This window comes from Vibrio sp. YIC-376, assembly GCF_052353105.1.
Classification (GTDB): domain Bacteria; phylum Pseudomonadota; class Gammaproteobacteria; order Enterobacterales; family Vibrionaceae; genus Vibrio.
Genome location: NZ_JBBWFK010000009.1, coordinates 64,225 through 81,786, shown reverse-complemented (window position 1 = coordinate 81,786; position 17,562 = coordinate 64,225). Strand labels below are relative to the sequence as shown.

The window sequence follows — 17,562 nt, the reverse complement described above, 5'->3', positions numbered from 1 at the left end:
ATAAACACGTATAATTATAAGTGAATTTACGCGTATTCAAGTGTTTAACTTAAGGGGAATACGTTACACTGAGATAAAACTAAGCAGAGTGTGGTGTTTAATGACTCAAGAAGAACGCTTGATTGAGATAGAAGCTCATGTAAAAAGCCATGGAAAAATAACGATAGAAGAGATTTGCCTCCAGTACGACATTTCTTATGACTCTGCACGGCGAGACTTGGTTAAGTTGGCTAACCATCCAGGCATATTGCGGATACGTGGTGGCGCTATCCTAGACGATAAAAAAGTGACGCTTTCTTATAATCAGAGAGCCAAATCGAACCCGATTAAACAAAAGCTTGCTGCCTTTGGGGCTTCGCTCGTGAAAGAACATGACATTGTGTTTCTTGATGCTGGAACTACATGCGCCGCGCTCGCTCACTACCTCGATGTGTCATCTAGCGTAATAACAAACTCTCTTGAAGGTCTAACTGAACTTCGAGATAAAGCTAATATCAAAAAATGTGTGTTGGGCGGAACATTCGATGATTTCTCTCACGCCATACTCGGTGATATGACCACACAGCAGATAAGAAAGTATCAGGCGAACAAAGCTTTCATTGGTGTGAGTGCTTTATCTGAGTCGGGTATCACGACGGATTTAGAAAACGATGCCAACCTAAAGTTGGCAATGGCGAATCAATCTACTCAGGTTATCTGCATTGCGGAAGACGGCAAGTTTAATACTCAGCTGATGTTTCAATCCTGTTCGTGGTCTGACATCGATTTTATTGTCACCAACCGTCGACCGCCGGAAAATATCGCAAAGCAGATGGAAGATCATGGTGTCGAACTTATTGTGGTGAATATAGAAAAGTAATTAGCTTCGGGTTGTAAATCCGGTAAACCATCCAGTGAGAACAATCGTCCCAAAGAGCAGAGTAAGGCGATTAATGTGCCCTAAAGTGTGACATTGTCACAAGGGCGCATCAAACGTAATCTTTTCATTAACTTTCAAATGAAAGCTTGCTGCCAAATGCCTCTTTCCAGTCTTTTTCGAACTGATCCACAGCAGGCTGAACCGCTGGGTGAGCGAACATTTGCGCTGCAACATCTACTGGTAATGTAATCGCTTCAATACCTAGTTTCATCACTTCCATTGCTTGCTGTGTATTTTTAAAACTAGCTGCCAATATCTTTGCTGGAAGTCGGTTTTGATCCAGCAGCAATTGTAGGTCAGCAACCACTTCCACTCCATTACCGTTCATTGCGTCAATTCGGTTTACATATGGCGCTAAATAATCTGCGCCACATAGTGCAGCGAGGAAACCTTGCTGTGCAGAGTAAATTGCGGTGGCTAGTACCTGAATTCCTTCAATTTTCATTATCTTAATTGCAGATAGCCCGATTTCAGTTGCTGGCACTTTCACCACCATATCGTAAGGAAGTTCATTGATTTGGCGAGCTTCCTCAACAATTCCTTCGACAGTCTTACTGACGACTTGAGCGTGAAAGCGAGGGGTGCCACCGAGTGCATCTTGCATGCCTTTTAGGGTTTCATTCAACCCTTGTTTTGACTTCGCCAAAATGCTTGGGTTTGTGGTAATGCCTTTTAGTGGTAGGCATTGGTTGAAGCGTTTTACTTCTGCTACGTCGGCAGTATCTAAGTAGAGTTCAATCATGGTTTTTACCTTAAACAAAATCTTTGTTTTGACGATGGTGACACTATAGATCTGACAATCGAAACAGATATTGATTTTGATCAAATCAAATTTCATTTGAAAGTTTAATAATTTCATTTAACGAAAGTGAAGTGTAAAACACCACGCTAAAATGTAGCTACTGAAACGAAGAGTTACGTTGTAGAGGAATAAGTAAGCGAAGAGGCAAACAGAGATGTATTTCAATATTCAGAGATTCTCGACTCACGATGGAGATGGTATACGTACCATTCTGTTTCTAAAAGGATGCAGTCTGTCTTGCCCTTGGTGCCAGAATCCGGAAAGCCGCAGTGAAAAACGCTCACTGTTATTTGATGAACGCATCTGTCTGGAAGACTGCCAACTTTGTGTCTCTGCATACGATGAGATGGTTTCTCAAGGCATTCTCGATAAAGAAAGGGTATGCGACGGAATCAAACGTGTAGACAACCAAATCACTATCAACCGAAAAGCCATTAATGAGGATCAGTTGATTGCGATGCAGAATGTTTGTCCGACTCAAGCTCTGACAGTATGCGGGGAAGAAGCGAAATCAGATCAACTGTTTGAGGAGTTGATGAAGGATAAGCCTTTTTATGAACAGAGCAAAGGTGGCGTAACTTTTTCTGGTGGTGAGCCTTTGATGCAAGCAGATTTAGTCGCTGAACTTGCAGAGAGATTACAGCAAAACAAAGTTTCTACGGCGGTGGAATCGTGCATGCATGTGCCGTGGAAAAATGTAAAAAAAGTAGCACCACATATTGATTGCTGGCTTGCTGATCTCAAACACACCAACGAAGAGAAGTTTCTAAGTTGGGCTAAAGGTTCACTAAAACGCATCAAAGACAACTTCCGAAAATTAGCTCCGATAGCACAGCGTATTGTGATTCGTGTGCCTGTGGTTCCGGGTTTCAATGACACTATCGAAGAGTTGAAAGATATTATTGATTTTGCCGCTTCATTAGAAAGCTGCCAAGAGCTTCACTTATTGCCGTACCACACCCTCGGCATCAACAAATACCGTTTGCTCGATATGCCTTACGAGTGTTCTGACCAGCCCCTAAATAATCTAGAGCTACTAGAAAGCGCAACGCAATACGCCAGCAAACATACCAAACTTAATGTGATTGTAAGAGGTTAACCATGAACCTGAACACCCTACCAGAACGCATAAAAGCGCATAAATCTGCATTGGTGAATGTTGTTACACCACCTATCTGTACAGAGCGTGCAGAGGCGTACACTCGTGCATATCAGGCAAACGAAGACAAGCCTGTGATTGTTCAGCGAGCGTTAGCACTACAAGAGCATTTGCGTACTCGTACTATTTGGATTAAGCACGATGAGCTGATTATTGGTAACCAGGCGAGCAAGGTACGTGCTGCACCTATTTTCCCGGAATACACAGTACGTTGGATTGAAGCCGAGATTGATGAACTGGCAGATCGTCCCGGAGCGGGCTTCGCAGTAACCGAAGAAGATAAAGTGAGTATTCATACAATCACACCATATTGGCGAGGCAAAACGGTACAAGATCGCTGTTATGGCCTGTTTACTGATGAGCAGCAGGAGATCTTAGCCAGTACCATCATTAAAGCCGAAGGCAATATGACGTCAGGCGATGCACACTTAGCAGTCGATAACGAAAAAATTCTTAAGATCGGCATGAATGGCTTGCTGGACGAAGTTCGCCAGCATAGAGCCAACAATGATGTGTCTACCTTTGAGGGCCTGAAGAAAGAGCAGTTCTATAAATCGGTGGAAATCGTCTTAATCGCGATTCAGGACCATATAGTAAGTTACGCGGATCTTGCTCTTGAAATGGCACAAGAAGAAACGCGTCCAGAGCGTAAAGCTGAACTTGAGGCGATTGCTGATAACTGTCGTCATGTTGCTTTCCACGCACCGACTAACTTTTGGCAAGCGTTGCAGTTGAGCTACTTTGTTCAGTTGATGCTGCAAATTGAGTCCAACGGCCACTCGGTGTCATTTGGTCGAATGGACCAATTCCTCAATGAGTACTACGTGCGTGACATCGAAAATGGAGTGATGAACAAAGAGTTCGCGCTAGAACTGCTACAAAGTTGTTGGTTGAAGTTGCTGGAAGTAAACAAAATCCGCTCTGGCGCACACTCAAAAGCATCGGCAGGTTCTCCTCTGTACCAAAACGTCTGTATAGGAGGCCAAAAGCTAAATAAAAATGGCGAACCAGAAGATGCTGTGAATCCACTGTCGTGGGCGATTCTTGAGTCTTGCGGTCAGCTTCGTTCTACACAACCTAATTTAAGTGTGCGTTATCACGAAGGTTTGAACCAAGAATTCTTGATGGGCTGTATCGAAGTGATTAAATGCGGTTTTGGTATGCCAGCATTCAACAACGATGAAATTGTGATTCCTGAGTTCATCAAGTTAGGTGTAGAGAAAGAAGACGCTTACAACTACGCTTCTATTGGCTGTATTGAAACCGCAGTACCAGGCAAATGGGGCTACCGTTGTACAGGTATGAGTTTCATTAACTTTGCGCGTATCTTGCTTGCTGCACTAAACGAAGGTGTGGATGCAACGACAGGTAAAGCCTTCCTTCCGCATGCTAAGTCTTTAGCGAAAGGTAACTTTAGTCGCTTCGAAGAAATCACATCTTCCTGGGCAGAACAGATCCGTTACTACACGCGTAAATCGATTGAGATTGATACCGTTGTGGATAGTGTATTAGAACAACAAGCGCAAGATGTTTTCTGTTCAGCACTCGTGGACGATTGTTTGGCTCGTGGTAAAACGGTCAAAGAGGGCGGTGCGAAATACGATTGGGTATCGGGTCTTCAAGTTGGTATCGCCAATTTAGGTAATAGCTTAGCGGCAATTAAACATTTGGTTTTTGAAGATGCACAGATCACCCAACCTGAGTTGGCAAAAGCATTGGCGGAAGATTTCGAAGGTATTGAGAACGAGCAACTTCGCCAACGTTTAATTAACTTCGCGCCGAAATACGGTAATGATGATGATTATGTCGATCTACTGCTGGCCGATGCTTACCAAGTGTACATCGATGAGCTAGCGCAGTTTGTCAACACCCGCCATGGTCGTGGTCCTATCGGCGGTGGTTACTACGCGGGCACATCAAGTATCTCTGCTAACGTCCCATTTGGTGCTTCAACAATGGCGACGCCTGACGGCCGTAAAGCAAAAACACCACTGGCAGAAGGTGCGAGTCCGGCGTCTGGTTCAGACCGATTAGGGCCAACTGCAGTGTATAACTCAGTAGGTAAAATCCAGGCCAATAAAATCTTGGGTGGCGTGCTGCTTAATCAGAAATTAAGCCCAGCATCGGTGGCTTCTGAAGGGGATAAATTAAAGCTTTCTATGTTGATTCGTACCTTCTTTAACCACCACAAAGGTTGGCACGTACAATACAATATTGTTTCCCGCGAAACCTTGCTGGCAGCTAAGAAGAACCCGGAACAATATCGTGATCTTGTGGTTCGCGTAGCGGGTTATTCCGCGTTCTTTACGGCGTTGTCTCCAGATGCACAGGATGACATCATTGCGCGCACAGAGCATGAGTTGTGATTAATCTTTCACTTTAGTTTCAAATGAAAGAAAGAGGCATTATAATTGTGCCTCTTTTCTTTTTTGAAGATGGACTTATGAATCCTAGGCAAAATGAAATCCTACAACTCGTTAATGATCGCAAACGAGTTCAGGTTACTGAGTTATCGGAAGCCATAGGTGTTTCCGGTGTGACTATACGACAAGATCTCAATTTTCTCGAAAAAGAGGGCTATCTAAAGCGCGTTCACGGTGCGGCGATGGCTTTGCAAAGTGATGATATCGATAACCGGTTGGAAGTGCGTTTCGATATCAAACAAGCGCTCGCGAATAAAGCGGCTGACTTAGTCGCACCAAATGAAACGGTGTTAATTGAAGGTGGGAGTGCCAATGCGCTACTGGCAAGAACATTAGCCGAACGAGGCGATGTGACTATCATTACGCCGTCTGCCTATATTGCGCACCTGATACGTAACACTGCAGCAAACATCATTCTGCTCGGTGGTGTGTATCAACATCAAGGTGAAAGCTTAGTGGGTCCGCTGACTAAACTCTGTATTGAAAATATTCACTTTAGTACCGCTTTTCTTGGTATTGATGGGTTTCAACCGGATACAGGATTTACCAGCCGCGATATGATGCGTGCTGAGATTGCGGCAACCATTTTATCTAAGAATCGTCGAAACATTGTGCTGACAGATTCCAGTAAATTCGGACAGATCTTTCCTTCAACGATAGGGCGTATTGACCAGATTTCTATTGTGCTTACCGACAGTTCGGCTCCTAAAGTGGATATTGATTTCCTAAAGAACAATGGGATAACCGTTTATTTTGGCTGAATTCTCACTGTGTCGAGTTATGCGCCATATCTGGCTCCCCACAATGGCTAAGGATCTCTGCTCTGGATTGTTCACGGAGTTCAATCGCCGCATTCCAGTCATTACCCTGAGGACAGAGCGGCTGGCTAATGGTCACACTGATATCGCCTCGGCGTGGGAACAGAGAATTACCTCTGAGTTTTGAGCGGGTGCCACACAGGGTGATAGGGACGATGGGTACACCTGAATTTGCGGCAGCAATAAATGCGCCCATATGAAATGGATGCAGACCAGCCATTCTGTATAACGTCCCCTCAGGGAAAACAACCAGCGGCTGGCAGTCGTCGGCATCAACAGCAAGCTTTTTTGCATCTACAACGCTTTTTTCTACGTCAAAACGTTCAACGAACTCTGTGCCGAGTTTAGTTAAGAAAATTCGGGTAAACGGGTTATTCAAAAGTTCACTTTTTGCTACAAAGCGACACTGTAAGCCTGTCACTGCCACAATTACCAGGCCATCGAGATAACTGCAGTGATTCGCGATAAAAATGGAGGGGGAGTGCTGTGTCGGTAGGTGTTCTTTTCCCTGCACTGTGCACTTTGTACCCGTCAGTTTAATTAACGCTTTCGCGCCCCACTGGGTAACTTTCCAGCACATCACCTTGTTAGGAAGTATAGCGACAAGTGTCCAGACGATAGCAGATAGTAATCCGAGGACTAACCAGGCATAGGCGGCGTATCCTACATCTACTAGAGTGCGCGTGTATTTACGTAATTGTGGCATGATCCCAGCAGCAGCTAAATTCAAGGTTTGTAGCCATAGCGCTCTATGTTGCTTTGAAAATGAACCTTTCTCATACAGCTCTTTACAAGCGCTTCGACGAATTTTACCGCTGGAGGTTTTAGGGATGGCGTGAGGCGGCCCAATCACAATATCGTCTACTGGGTTGCCGAGTAAGCGTAGTGCAAGCTTGTTAATTTTCTTTTTGAACTGTTTTATTTTTCCTTTATCGGTTTCGCGACTTTCCGCAAGAACTACTAACTTTTCAGTGCCTGAATGACAGTCGTGACAGCCAAATGCAGCGACACAGCCTTTACGTATCCCATCAATGCTGCCTACCGCTTGTTCCAGTTCATGGGGGTAAATATTGCGTCCTGCTTTTATAATGATGTCTTTGCTGCGTCCGGTGATAAACAGTTCACCGCCTAGTGTGAAGGCACGATCACCTGTAACCAACCAGTCATCATGATAGAGCATTTTTGTTTGGTCGGGATTACGATAATAGCCTTGGGTTGCAGATGGTCCCTGAAATTCAAGTGAGCCTTCTTCTCCTTCAGGCAGTTCCTTTCCAAGTTCATCAACGATACGAATTTGGTGGTCGGGCAGTGGATACCCTAGTCCTATAAAGGGGATCGCATCACTATCTTCTTCTTGTGCAAGTACTGCCCGCCCAAACTGACTTAATGTCTCTCTCTCGAAATATTCAATTCGAGGTTCTCTGACTTTTATAGGAAAGGTGAGCCCAACAGACGATTCTGCCAAGCCGTAAACAGGGGACATTGCTTCTGGTTTAAAACCATACTTGGCGTATTTTTCAGTGAAGTTCTTGATGGATTTCGGACTTACTGGTTCAGCACCATTCCACGACAGTCGCCAACTGCTTAGATCCAATCCCTCCAGATCGCTTTCTTTCACCCGAGCAACGCAGAGTTCGTAAGCAAAATTCGGAGCAGGAGAAAGCGTTCCCCGATGTCGATGAATAGCCCACAGCCAACGCTGAGGTTTAGTTAAAAAGAGCAGCGGTGACATGATCACCAAAGGAATCGCATGGTAAAGACTTCCAAGCCATGCACCGATTAACCCCATATCGTGATAGACAGGCAACCAACTGACAAACACATCGTCGGACTTGGCACCGATGACTTTTCCCATTGCTCTAATATTGGCCAATAAATTCGAATGAGTTAGTGTCACGCCCTTCGGTACACCAGTACTGCCTGATGTATATTGCAAAAAAGCGATGTCATCACTCTTTGCAACACCGACATCAGGAGCCGTTGATGTATTCTCAAGATCGTGAGAGGTCACAATTGAATCGATGGAGGGAACTTGTAATTTGAGTAAGTGAGCAAGGGGTTTCGCCTCGGGAACCGTGATTAATAACTTCGCCTGCGCGTTGTTTAGGATGCTGGCGTGGCGAGTTAAATGATCTTCAATTTGCTGAATTCTAGCTGGTGGATAGATTGGTACGGGGATAGCTCTGGCGTAGAGTATTCCGAAGAAACTGTAAAAATAATCGGTGCTAGTTGGTAGCATGATCGCGACGCAATCGCCTGGTTCTATACCCGCATTAATAAGTCCTGCGGAAACGTTAAGTGCTTGATCCTTAAGTTTCTGATAGCTGACCTCAACCACTTCGTCAGCGTTCTGATAGACGTAAAGGTGAGGCCGAGCAGGGTGATTTTCCACGTGCCAGTCGAGCAGAGCCTGAAGGGTATTTACTTCTGTTGGGAGATTATTGACTGAATCGAGTTTGATTTCGCTCGTCGATATACCGAGCAAAGCGGCTTTATCTGAAGCAACCGCTTGTAAGACCGCATGCACAATATCTTGAGGCGATGAGATACTCGATAACGCTTTATCTGGGAGAGAAACGTCAAATTTACTTTCGATACGAGTTAAAAGCTCTGCGCGAGTAAGACTGTCAAAGCACAGGTCACGATCGAGGTCGCTCTTTATGTTTACAGAAACTGATGAGAGGAATTCAGGATCTAGTTCAAGCGCTAGATCCTGAACAATCTCTAAAACAGTTTGTGTAATACTTTCAGAATCTTTACTTGTTCTTCCATTATTGTCAGACATGCTTAAGCTTCCTGATCAAAGAAAAGTTTCGACTCGATTTATTCAGTCATAAACGTTTACCGTGATTAAAGCTTAGACCACTTAAGACGTTACATGTTCTGATAGTTCGGGCCACCACCTCCTTCAGGTGCTTTCCAGGTAATATTCTGCGATGGATCCTTAATATCGCAAGTTTTACAGTGCACGCAATTCGACGCATTGATCTGAAACTTTGGCTTTCCTTCGACATCAATCACTTCATACACACCTGCAGGGCAATAGCGTTGGCTAGGTTCATCAAACATCTTCAGATTTACCGCTATTGGAATATGAGGGAAGGTCAGTACTAGATGACATGGCTGATTTTCTTCATGTTGTGTACCCGATAGAAAAACCGAAGAAGGCTTATCGAAACTAATTTCACCATCTGGCTTAGGGTATTCAATTGGCTGACATTCACTGATCGGTTTGAGTTGCTCATCATCATGCGAATTATCTAAAATTTTCCATGGGAGCGGCTTGTGAAACAGTGGTCGCCAAAGATTATGCTCAAAAGTGGAAAGAGCACCACCAAACAGGCTGCCAAACTTATGAATATTGGCACCAAAATTACGCGTCTCCGTTAACTCCTCATAAAGCCAGGATTCCTCGAACAGCGATTGATAATCTGGCTCTGATGAATAATGTGACAGCGCATGGGCGATCGCTTCTGCCGCTAATAGTCCGGATTTCATTGCAGCGTGATTTCCTTTGATTTTCGCCACGTTTAGTGTGCCAGCATCGCAACCAATCAATAGACCGCCGGGAAATTGCTGTTTAGGCAGAGAGTACAACCCACCTTTTGCAATGGCTCTGGCACCGTATGCGACACGTTGTGCGCCTTTGAGTTGTTTTTTGATGGCTGGGTGATGTTTAAAGCGCTGGAATTCGTCAAATGGACTCAGATATGGGTTGTCGTAATTGAGGTCAACGATTAACCCTACGGCAATTTGATTGTCTTCCATATGGTAAAGAAAACCGCCACCAGTCGTTTTAGTTTCGCTTAATGGCCAGCCTGCTGTGTGAATCACATTTCCGGCCAGTTCGTCTGTACTATCTTCATGCTGCCAAATCTCTTTAATTCCCAACCCGTAATGCTGCGGCTGCTTTCCGGCATCTAAGTCGAATCTTTGGATCAGCTCCTTTCCCAAATGACCTCGGCACCCTTCGGAAAATACCGTGTATTTTGCTTTCAGCTCGATGCCTGCTTCAAAGTTGGGTTTAGCTTGCCCGTTTTTATCCAGACCCATGTCACCAGTGTTGATGCCAGTGACGGCTCCAGATTCATCATAATTAATACTGGCCGCTGCAAAGCCAGGAAAAATCTCTACGCCAAGTTCTTCTGCTTGCTTAGCCATCCAGCGGCATAGGTTTGCAAGGCTAATGACGTAGTTGTTTTCATCGTTATGCATTGGTTTTGGTATTAGGGGATGGGGTATTTGGATATGGTTGAGTGGTGTCGTCAGATAGAAAAACTCATCGTTCTGAACGCAGGCGGATACCGGTGCGCCCATCGCTTTCCAGTCAGGAAAGAGTTCATCCAAAGCTCGGGTTTCAAACACGGCACCAGAAAGAATATGAGCACCAACTTCGGAGCCTTTTTCAACCACGCAAATAGACAGAGGGTCGTGTTGGCGTTGCTGATTGAGTTGAGCTAACCGACAAGCGGTGCTTAAACCCGCAGGGCCGGCACCTACGATCACGACGTCAAACTCCATGCGTTCTCTTTCCATGTGTCTGTTTCCTTTCTATCAAGTTCATCTATGTTACTGTCATATAAAGAACTATAGCTCAGTTAACGTAAACGTGAGCCAAAGGCGAAAGATATTCAAGTTGGATAACGGTGTTTGTAGGAAATTTAGGTTACATTGTCACGTCATTATAGAGGCTTTAAAATCGATATTCCTATATATCAGGACTTATTGGGCTTAGAAATAAAAAGGCTCCCATACTGGAAGCCTCTGAACTTGATTAAAAGTTATTTAGTACTTGCTCTCTGAAGATGCTCAGCCAGCACTTTGGTAAACCTTGCTGCTTCGCCACCCGTACATGCACGGTGATCAAAAGTGATTGATAACGGCATGACTTTAACCGCGATCGCTTTTCCATCTCTAATTACTACGCGTTCAATGATGCGACCTGCTCCGACAATCGCGACTTGAGGAGGTGAAACGACGGGTGTTGCAAATATGCCACCAATTGCGCCGAAGTTAGACAGCGTAATGGTTGCATGTTGCAAATCTTCACGATTGATCTTCCTTTCGCGAATACGTTCTACGGTTTGATCGAGCCAACGACGAACGTCTTTTGGTTCATACTCGTCGGCGTGACGCAGAACCGGAACATACAAGCCATGACGACTGTCGACAGCGACACCGAGGTTAACGGTAGTATGAACACAACGTGTCATGGTTTCTGCATCAAACCACGCGTTTAATGCAGGCTCTTCCTGACAAGCATGGACGATAGCCTGAACCAAACGAATACTGATGTCTTCCGTTGGTCCCCAGTTTTCAAGCAATGCTTCTTCGGTGATGGTAACAGAAGCAACGTTGTGGTGAGACTCCGCCATGGCAGAAACCATAGTACGACGTGCACCTTTGAGTACCTCAGTCCCCGGACGTTGCTTACCTGCTTCATCATAGATGTCGGAATCGATGATCAAACCATTTGGCCCGCTACCAGCTATCGCATTTAAATCCACACCGAGTTTCTTCGCGAGCAAGCGAGCAGAAGGCAGAGCAGTGATTAGGTTGTTGTTCAATGTACCGTCGGTGCTTCCAACCCAGAAGTCGTCGACGCTTACGTTTTGTGCTTTTTGTGACACGTTACCTACAACCGTGGCGGCGTCTGCAGTCTGTCTTTGCTCAACCTTTTTCTTCTCAGAGGATGGCTGATGTTCCGCGCCGCTCTCATCGATTTCAAGAAGTAAAGCACCAATGTTGACGATATCGCCTTCTTCACCATGGCGGCTGACTACTCTGCCAGCGTAAGGTGCAGGAACATCTACTGTTGCTTTTGCAGTCTCGACCGTCAGGATGACTTGATCTACATCGACCATGTCACCCACACTTATGTGCCATTTTACGATTTCTGACTCAGCGAGACCTTCGCCGAGGTCGGGTAAGTTAAACTTCTTCATTTCCAATCCTCCACGAGCTCGCGTGCTGCATTCACAATATCTTCTTCCTGAACTAAGAAATAATCTTCGTTACGATAGTAAGGCATGATGGTATCCATTCCAGTAACCCGTTTAGGTGGTGCTTTTAATAAACACATCGCGTGTTCAGCGGTACGAGCTAATAGCTCAGAGCCGACACCGCATGTTTTACTCGCTTCGTGAACCACGAGCAGGCGTCCGGTTTTTTCCAGTGAACGGAAGATAGTTGCTGTATCGATAGGCTTGATACTGGCGAGATCTAGAACTTCTACTTCAATGCCTTGTTTTGACAATGTCTGAGCCGCTTGTAAGGACTCTACGACACACGCACCCCAGGTGACCAATGTGATATCGCGGCCTTTACGTAGCGTAAAACAAGTATCCAGAGGTAAGGCTTCTCCGTTATCGATGACTTCAGATTTCACAGTGCGGTAGATTCTTTTTGGCTCAAAGAACATGACCGGATCATTACTGCGAATCGCGGCTAGCAGTAGGCCGTATGCGCGTTGAGGCGACGAAGGAACGACGACTTTGAGCCCCGGCGTATGAGCGAAAAGTGCTTCCACACTTTCTGAGTGATGCTCAGGCGCGTGAATACCACCACCAAATGGTGCACGAAATACTGCCGGGCAGCTAAGACGACCGCGAGTGCGGTTTCTCATTCGTGCTGCATGGCACACTAAATGTTCCATTGCAGGGAAGACGAAGCCTTGGAATTGGAATTCCGCAACCGGACGTAAACCTTGGGTTGCCATCCCAACCGCTACACCGCCGATCAGGGCTTCTGCTAACGGTGTATCAATGACTCGCTTCAATCCATATTTCTGTTTGAGTCCTACTGTAGCACGGAATACGCCCCCATTTTCGCCGACGTCCTCACCAAGGACGACTACGCTTGGGTCGTGTTCCATTTCATGATGCAGTGCGAGGTTTACTGCTTCAACTAACGTGAGTTCAGCCATGTTTGCCTCCCTGCATTCGCATTGCCTTGTTGATGAGTTCATCTCTTTGTGAATGCAATTCATGAGGAAGAGACTCATAAAGATAATCAAAGCCAGACTCCGGAGCCTGCTCTGGCATGTTCAAGTAACGTTTTACGGCTAACTCGACTTGTTCCTTGCACTCAGCAAGTAACTGTTGTTCTTGCTCATCACTCCAGGCACCTTGGTTGATCAAGAAGGTTTTGAGTCGACTTACAGGTTCAAACTGCCATGCGGTCTGAACCTCATCTGCATTACGGTAACGCGTCGCATCATCAGCCGTCGTGTGATCGCTAAGACGATAGCTGACGGCTTCTATCAGTGTCGCACCTTTACCTTTTCTTGCTCTTTCAAGCGCTTTCACGGTGGCGTCAAAAATGGCTACAACATCATTGCCATCGACGGTAATGCCAGGAATACCAGCGCCTTTTGCTTTTTCAGATAAAAACTCAGCGGCACATTGGAGGCTACGAGGGACAGAAATCGCCCACTGGTTGTTGTTGACAACAAATACGAGAGGGATATTCCACGCACCTGCACAGTTGATGGATTCCAGGAAGTCGCCTTTTGAGGTACCACCGTCGCCACACATGACCAAGGCCGCTTCGTGGTTGCCTTGAATCTTCAGTGCGGAAGCAACACCCACTGCGTGTGTGCATTGAGTCGCTATAGGCACACAAAATGGCAGGTCTCGACTTGGAATAGGGCTACCTTCTGGTGCGAAATCGCTACCGCGCTCATCACCACCCCAGTATTGAAGATTTTTTTCCATACCAATACCACGACACCACATAGCAGGCATGTCGCGATAATAAGGCACGAATACATCGTCGGCTTTAAGTGCACGGCCGACTGCGATCCCAATAGCTTCAGAGCCAAGATGAGAAGGATAGGTTCCTAATTTACCTGTGCGTTGCAGAGCAACGGCTTTGTTATCATAGGTACGAGTTAATACCATGTCTCGGTAAAACCCGACCAATGTTTCTATGTCAGCCCAGTTGGGTAGTTGGCTGACTAGGTGCCCATGATGGTCGATAAACCGGTGCATGGGTAATGCCTGAACGTTCATCTCAAGCTCCTTTTGACGCTGCGGGTCTTTTGGACTGCAGCTGTTCATTATCAAACCAAAGTTTGTATGGGTACTCAAACTTTGATATCAGCGTAAAAGGTTATGCCTCAGGTTGCGTTTGTTAATGACCGTTATCATCCTTTCAGTCATTTATTCCTTTAACAAAGCTGTGTTTGGTTGAAACACAAAGCGCTAGCGATACTGCTACTGAGCGCCTAACCCTTTGATTAGATCTTGGTATAACCAGACATAGTAAGTGTAAACAAAATGTTAAATTATGCTTTAATTTGACTTTTATCCAACAGTAAAGTTTTGCTTACACCAAGGTTTTATAGAGTTATATGCTGGTTTTTTGAGGGCGGGATTTTGATTTCTGAAGGTAATCACTAAATATTGGCTACTATTTGTAACAATATTAGGCTGTAAAATTTAACAAACTGAACCATTATTATTGAAACTTGATAGCTGAGGAGCCCGGGAGTGGGTAATTTCTTCCCTATGGAAAGGATTCAAGGTAGTGTTGCGGCACAGTGAAGTAGTTTCTATTCCAACAACTTGCGTTAGCAGGACAACGGATTATTTAGATCGCTATACTCAAGAACCTCACGGTGAAAACTGAGCTTTTGTGTATAGATAGAGTGCATTATGGAGAAGTTATGTATCGCGCCCACGTTTATTTCCCATTGCGACAGCAAGATAAAGCACAAGCGTTAAATGAGATCATTCGTCAAGAACGTCAGGATGTTCTGCGTGTTTGTCCTTTAGTCGGCCAGTTGCAAGGCCCCCACAAAATGCCGATGTTTGAGATACATCTCGAGTCGATTAGCGAAGAGTTCATCGCTTGGTTAGATATCATTCGTGGTGACTTTTCGGTGCTTATTCGACCGGTGAGTGAGCAAGAGCGACTCGACTATACGGAGCATGCTATCTGGCTTGGGCGTGAGTTGGGCGTGTTTGAAGAAAAATTGGGAAAGTAGCGTCTTTTTAGCAGATGCTTTGCTTGTTTAGTAACCATTACTAGCGATTCTAGAGCTTGGACTAGGATAGAGAATCTAGTTCAGGCTCAAATATTTCAGCTAGGCTTACCGTACTTTCCGTATCTCCTATCAGCGGCATTCCTGCCTGTTTTGTGCTAAACCTACAAGAGTTTTCGCTATACCGCATCTCATTACACATTGAGTTGTGTATTTGTCGGAGGTAACGGAAATATAGTCACGTTTGTACACAGGTGTAACGGATAAAAATCTGATAACACCAATGTATTGCCTGATGCAGATTACATCTGCGAATTGTTGATAATAAAAGGGAAGTGAAGTTTACGAACCCAGCACCATTGGCAGTGAAATCGACTTAACTAAGAGGGGGAAGGGTATGTTGACAATACTCCTGGTCGTACTTGCACTGTATATTTTTTGGTTGCTATTTCGCAATGGTCCAGCGTTCGAAGAGCCAGCGCCAGACAGAGAGCGTAATTGGGTTGGCCCCACAGATAATAAGGAAGAGTGGCAGGGTTACCGTTCTGAAGTTTTCCAGCCATTCAGTTCCCAGACCTCTTTTTATGCTATTGCATACTTCGCTAACTTCGTTGCAGCAGCTAATGCGATTTCATGGTCAACCGTTTACGAGGGCGAATACCATTTCATTATTAGCCGATTTGGTAGCTACTTTGAAATCAATACCTATGATGCCATGCTGGTGGCTGGATTCGTAGCCTTGGCGTTCTTTGTGATTAATTGGCAACTTGCGATGCATTGTGCCGGTATTCTTAGCCAATATCTGGTTCGTATTTTAATCATTAATCGGGCACGATTTGCCGCGATCAGTTTAGTGTTCTGTAGTTACTTTGCGTATTTGCTGACGGTCGGTATTTTCTGGTTGTTCCATGATAGTTATTCCATCTGGCAAGGGCTAAAACTCACGCCTATTTTTTTTATTTTGGCTTTGCTGGTCGTTTTCGCACTACCGTCGAGGAAAAAGGAACCTAAAGGAAAAGAATAAAGCCCTGTACAGTAGTAATTCATGCATCGTTGAGTTAGCATTGCCGACCTTTTTTCGTCAGTGGGAGGATCCATGTATATCGGCTTTGACTATGGCACTGCAAACTGTTCAGTGGCAAAAATGGAATCAGGTGAGCCAGTGTTGCTAAAGCTTGAAGAGAGTAACCCTTACATTCCCTCCACACTTGCGGCTCCGACTCGTGAGTCGGTGTCTGAACATCTATTTCGTCATCGAGATATCAAACCGTTAGATCAGGTTGGAGAACAAGTTCTTCGCCGCGCGATTAATTTAAACCGAGAAGAGAGTATCGAACTGGAGCCTGAAGACATCGATTTTGGTCAAGCAGCTCTTAATCGTTATTTAGAAGATCCTCGCGACATATACTACGTGAAATCACCGAAGTCTTTTTTAGGGGCATCTGGCTTACGTGACGTCCAAATAGCCTTCTTTGAAGATCTGGTCTGCGCCATGATGGATAACATCAAGTCACAGGCAGAAAATGACGCTCAGCAGACGATTACCGATGCAGTAATAGGTCGGCCAATTAACTTCCATGGCCGCGGTGGCGATAAAGCCAACATTCAGGCGGAAGGTATTCTTTTGAAGGCGGCCAAGCGGGCTGGTTTCAAAAATGTAGAGTTCCAGTTCGAACCAGTGGCCGCTGGCTTAGAATATGAAGCGACATTGACCGAAGATAAGACGGTTCTCGTGGTCGATATCGGTGGTGGTACAACGGACTGCTCGCTGATTCAGATGGGGCCATCATGGGCTGGTAAAGCGGACAGAACGGCGAGTTTGCTCGCACACAGCGGTCAGCGTATTGGCGGAAACGATTTGGATATTGCTCTGGCCTTTAAACAACTGATGTTTCCGTTTGGCATGGAAAGCAAAATGGAATCGGGCATTGTTATGCCAACCACTCAGTTCTGGAATCCAATTGCGATTAACAATGTAGAAGCTCAGAGTGACTTCTATTCTCGTGAAAACCTGGCGGCATTAAAACTGCTACACAAACAGGCGCAAGAACCAAACAAGCTTGCACGCTTACTTGAGGTTTATCATGAGTCTTTGGGTTACAACATTGTTCGACGCGCTGAAGAGGCGAAAGTAGCGCTCTCGGATCAGGATTCGTACCGTGTTGGTATTAACTTACTGTCGGAGTTAATCGAGGTGGATGTCCAGCGTAATGACATGATAGAAGCCATTCAGTCGCCGAAAAATAAGATGACGGCGTTAGTCACCGAAGCCGTAGAGCAGGCGGGTGTGAAACCAGACGCGATCTTTATGACGGGCGGCTCGGCTCGCTCACCAATTCTGCGCGATGCGGTACAGACAGTGCTACCGAATATTCCTGTGGTCAGTGGTAACTATTTCGGCTCCGTTACCGCAGGGTTAGCACGTTGGGCTGAGGTGTGTTTCAAGTAAGAAACA

At 45.4% G+C, this 17,562-nt stretch carries 13 protein-coding genes; 7 read left to right on the top strand and 6 right to left on the bottom strand.

Annotated features, from left to right (window positions below; all coding sequences use genetic code 11):
- Window positions 1-100 precede the first annotated feature (100 nt).
- Entirely contained in the window at window positions 101-859 is a 759-nt protein-coding gene (locus WJM94_RS17250) for a DeoR/GlpR family DNA-binding transcription regulator (protein ID WP_444495432.1), read from the top strand.
- A gap of 127 nt (window positions 860-986) precedes the next feature.
- On the opposite strand, the gene WJM94_RS17245 is transcribed toward WJM94_RS17250, so the two are convergent.
- Complete coding sequence (locus tag WJM94_RS17245) at window positions 987-1,661, bottom strand: fructose-6-phosphate aldolase (RefSeq protein ID WP_444495431.1); 675 nt, start codon at window positions 1,659-1,661, stop codon at window positions 987-989.
- 214 nt (window positions 1,662-1,875) lie between these two features.
- On the opposite strand from WJM94_RS17245, the gene WJM94_RS17240 reads away from it, so the two are divergent.
- The 3 genes from WJM94_RS17240 (at window position 1,876) to WJM94_RS17230 (ending at window position 6,064) form a co-directional block, all read left to right on the top strand.
- A complete protein-coding gene (locus WJM94_RS17240; RefSeq protein WP_444495430.1) occupies window positions 1,876-2,820 on the top strand; it encodes a glycyl-radical enzyme activating protein in 945 nt (314 codons plus the stop codon).
- A 2-nt stretch (window positions 2,821-2,822) separates the two neighbouring features.
- Window positions 2,823-5,246, top strand: coding sequence for a formate C-acetyltransferase/glycerol dehydratase family glycyl radical enzyme (locus WJM94_RS17235; RefSeq protein ID WP_444495429.1), 2,424 nt, complete (start codon window positions 2,823-2,825; stop codon window positions 5,244-5,246).
- Window positions 5,247-5,323: 77 nt separating this feature from the next.
- Complete coding sequence (locus tag WJM94_RS17230; RefSeq protein WP_444495428.1) at window positions 5,324-6,064, top strand: DeoR family transcriptional regulator; 741 nt, start codon at window positions 5,324-5,326, stop codon at window positions 6,062-6,064.
- 4 nt (window positions 6,065-6,068) lie between these two features.
- Here the strand turns inward: WJM94_RS17230 and WJM94_RS17225 are convergent, their stop codons facing one another.
- The 5 genes from WJM94_RS17225 to pdhA all read right to left on the bottom strand — a co-directional run bounded on the left by WJM94_RS17225 (window position 6,069) and on the right by pdhA (window position 14,133).
- Window positions 6,069-8,906, bottom strand: a complete 2,838-nt coding sequence (locus WJM94_RS17225) for an AMP-binding protein (RefSeq protein ID WP_444495427.1) — start codon at window positions 8,904-8,906, stop codon at window positions 6,069-6,071.
- Window positions 8,907-8,995: 89 nt separating this feature from the next.
- Window positions 8,996-10,657: an electron transfer flavoprotein-ubiquinone oxidoreductase gene (locus WJM94_RS17220; protein ID WP_444495426.1), complete on the bottom strand. Its 1,662-nt coding sequence runs from the start codon at window positions 10,655-10,657 to the stop codon at window positions 8,996-8,998.
- Between the two features lie 245 nt (window positions 10,658-10,902).
- Window positions 10,903-12,066 (bottom strand): dihydrolipoamide acetyltransferase family protein, encoded by a 1,164-nt coding sequence (locus WJM94_RS17215; protein WP_444495425.1) that lies wholly within the window; start codon window positions 12,064-12,066, stop codon window positions 10,903-10,905.
- Window positions 12,063-13,046 (bottom strand): alpha-ketoacid dehydrogenase subunit beta, encoded by a 984-nt coding sequence (locus WJM94_RS17210; RefSeq protein WP_444495424.1) that lies wholly within the window; start codon window positions 13,044-13,046, stop codon window positions 12,063-12,065. The genes WJM94_RS17215 and WJM94_RS17210 overlap by 4 nt, the downstream gene beginning before the upstream one ends.
- Entirely contained in the window at window positions 13,039-14,133 is a 1,095-nt protein-coding gene (gene pdhA, locus WJM94_RS17205) for a pyruvate dehydrogenase (acetyl-transferring) E1 component subunit alpha (RefSeq protein WP_444495546.1), read from the bottom strand. The genes WJM94_RS17210 and pdhA overlap by 8 nt, the downstream gene beginning before the upstream one ends.
- Window positions 14,134-14,789: 656 nt before the next feature.
- On the opposite strand from pdhA, the gene WJM94_RS17200 reads away from it, so the two are divergent.
- From WJM94_RS17200 to yegD, 3 genes are all read left to right on the top strand, one after another.
- A complete protein-coding gene (locus WJM94_RS17200; RefSeq protein ID WP_444495423.1) occupies window positions 14,790-15,110 on the top strand; it encodes a DOPA 4,5-dioxygenase family protein in 321 nt (106 codons plus the stop codon).
- A 394-nt stretch (window positions 15,111-15,504) separates the two neighbouring features.
- Window positions 15,505-16,131, top strand: coding sequence for a hypothetical protein (locus tag WJM94_RS17195; RefSeq protein WP_444495422.1), 627 nt, complete (start codon window positions 15,505-15,507; stop codon window positions 16,129-16,131).
- 72 nt (window positions 16,132-16,203) lie between these two features.
- Complete coding sequence (gene yegD, locus WJM94_RS17190; RefSeq protein ID WP_444495421.1) at window positions 16,204-17,556, top strand: molecular chaperone; 1,353 nt, start codon at window positions 16,204-16,206, stop codon at window positions 17,554-17,556.
- Window positions 17,557-17,562 lie beyond the last annotated feature (6 nt).

Excerpts from the sequence above, each read along its gene's own strand:
- WJM94_RS17225 (WP_444495427.1), bottom strand. The coding sequence starts at position 8,906 with ATGTCTGACAATAATGGAAGAACAAGTAAAGATTCTGAAAGTATTACA.
- pdhA (WP_444495546.1), bottom strand. The coding sequence starts at position 14,133 with ATGAACGTTCAGGCATTACCCATGCACCGGTTTATCGACCATCATGGG.
- WJM94_RS17235 (WP_444495429.1), top strand. The coding sequence starts at position 2,823 with ATGAACCTGAACACCCTACCAGAACGCATAAAAGCGCATAAATCTGCA.
- WJM94_RS17245 (WP_444495431.1), bottom strand. The coding sequence starts at position 1,661 with ATGATTGAACTCTACTTAGATACTGCCGACGTAGCAGAAGTAAAACGC.
- WJM94_RS17200 (WP_444495423.1), top strand. The coding sequence starts at position 14,790 with ATGTATCGCGCCCACGTTTATTTCCCATTGCGACAGCAAGATAAAGCA.
- WJM94_RS17215 (WP_444495425.1), bottom strand. The coding sequence starts at position 12,066 with ATGAAGAAGTTTAACTTACCCGACCTCGGCGAAGGTCTCGCTGAGTCA.
- WJM94_RS17240 (WP_444495430.1), top strand. The coding sequence starts at position 1,876 with ATGTATTTCAATATTCAGAGATTCTCGACTCACGATGGAGATGGTATA.
- WJM94_RS17220 (WP_444495426.1), bottom strand. The coding sequence starts at position 10,657 with ATGGAAAGAGAACGCATGGAGTTTGACGTCGTGATCGTAGGTGCCGGC.
- WJM94_RS17210 (WP_444495424.1), bottom strand. The coding sequence starts at position 13,046 with ATGGCTGAACTCACGTTAGTTGAAGCAGTAAACCTCGCACTGCATCAT.
- yegD (WP_444495421.1), top strand. The coding sequence starts at position 16,204 with ATGTATATCGGCTTTGACTATGGCACTGCAAACTGTTCAGTGGCAAAA.
- WJM94_RS17230 (WP_444495428.1), top strand. The coding sequence starts at position 5,324 with ATGAATCCTAGGCAAAATGAAATCCTACAACTCGTTAATGATCGCAAA.
- WJM94_RS17195 (WP_444495422.1), top strand. The coding sequence starts at position 15,505 with ATGTTGACAATACTCCTGGTCGTACTTGCACTGTATATTTTTTGGTTG.
- WJM94_RS17250 (WP_444495432.1), top strand. The coding sequence starts at position 101 with ATGACTCAAGAAGAACGCTTGATTGAGATAGAAGCTCATGTAAAAAGC.